2 protein-coding genes are annotated in these 1,492 nt (G+C 65.4%); both read right to left on the bottom strand.

What is annotated here, in order from left to right:
- Nucleotides 1-355, bottom strand: a 355-nt coding sequence (locus EOA49_RS31915; protein WP_164749385.1) for a L,D-transpeptidase, incomplete at its 3' end; no start/stop codon positions are given.
- Between the two features lie 55 nt (nucleotides 356-410).
- Nucleotides 411-1,492, bottom strand: a 1,082-nt coding sequence (locus EOA49_RS31910; protein WP_127243598.1) for an AAA family ATPase, incomplete at its 5' end; no start/stop codon positions are given.

Genomic DNA, 1,492 nt, shown 5'->3' with positions numbered 1-1,492 from the left:
TCGCTGGCAGATCCGGCTGGCGGACGCGCATTTCTTTGGGCGGGCGCCATTCCGGCCATTCGGTCTTGGCGGCGACCTTGACGGTGCCGGTCCAGCCGAAGCCGTCGCGGCCGACGCTGATCTGGTAGCGCAGCGCCTGGCTCTTGTTCGTGACCAGATAGAGCGCTTTCTCGTTTTTGCGGATGATGATCGTTCCCGGCTGCTCGCCGGTCTGGAAGGCGACCGTCTTGCGCAGGCTGGGGCCCATGGCCGGAAGCGGCGGCAGTCCCGACCCGGCATCCGCGAAATCGCAAGGCACCGCCAGCGCGATGCCGATCAGGCAGGCGCCGGCAAGGCGAGTCGCTATCCGCCGCATTTGCTTTGTCGCAATTTCGGATGGAAAACCGCTGCGCGGATCTCCTGGAGTCGCTCTAGCGCTGGGCATTGTCCAGCCGCTCCTTGAACATGCGCTTCAGGTCCTTGTTGAAGCGGGCCCGCCCGTCCACCTCCGAGGGCAGGATGGCGCGGTTCAGCGCATCGGCCAGCAGCGCGTTGTCGAGCACCAGCGACTTGATGTGCGGCGCCTTGAAGATCTTCTCCAGTTCGCTGCGCGAGAAGTGGTTGCCGAACCATTTGCGCTTGTGCTTGTTGGCGACGAGCGTGATCGAGACGCCGTTGCCGCGCAATTCGCGGATCTTCTTGTAGAGCCGCTTGCCCTGCCTGAGCGAGGCGACGTTGAGCTCGAAGACGATGAAGATCTCGTCGCTGGTGCGCAGCACCGACTCGTGCCACGGCGTCTCGATGTTGGGCAGGTCGATGACGATGTCGTCGAAGCGGTAGGCGACGAGGTCGAGCAGGCGGAAGACGAAATCGGCGCCGCGTGGCTCGAACGGCAATTGCGGCCGCTCGAAGGAATAGAGCGTGAGGCCGGATGGCCGCGACAGCTTGATGACGTCCATCAGCTCGACATCGAGCCGCTCGGGCTGGCCGATGATGCCGGCGAGGTCGAACTGGTTGAACTGGTTGAGATAGGCGCCGCAATTGGCGCTCTGGAAGTCGAGGTCGACCAGGCAGGTCGACGCCGCCCGCTCGGCCGATTTCGACGCGAGATGCTCCGCCGCCGAGATCGCCAGCGTCGTCGCTCCGGCGCCGCCGCTGGCGGCAATGAAGGTGACGATGCGGCTTTTGGTGCCCTGGTTGCCGGTGTCGTGGAAGGTGACGGCGTTGAGCAGCTCCTTGGCGTCGAGCGGCTTGTGCAGCCAGTCCGACGCATTCATGCGCACCAGCACCCGCGTCTGCTCCGACGTCAGCTCGCCCGAGACCGCGATCAGCGGCACCGAAGCCCAGGCCGAGCGCGCCTCGACGATCGCCGCATTGCCGAGCAGTTCGCCATCGCCGAGATCGAGGATGATGATGCCCGGCCGCGCATCGGCCGGCGGCCCCTTGAGGAACTCGACCGCCTCCGAAACCCTGACGTCATAGATCGCCAGCGCGTCGAGCCGCGTGGTTACAT

Source organism: Mesorhizobium sp. M1A.F.Ca.IN.020.04.1.1 (genome assembly GCF_003997315.1).
Taxonomy (GTDB): Bacteria; Pseudomonadota; Alphaproteobacteria; order Rhizobiales; family Rhizobiaceae; genus Mesorhizobium.
The sequence above is the reverse complement of the archived record's forward strand: the minus strand, read 5'-3'. Positions and strand labels throughout refer to the sequence as shown.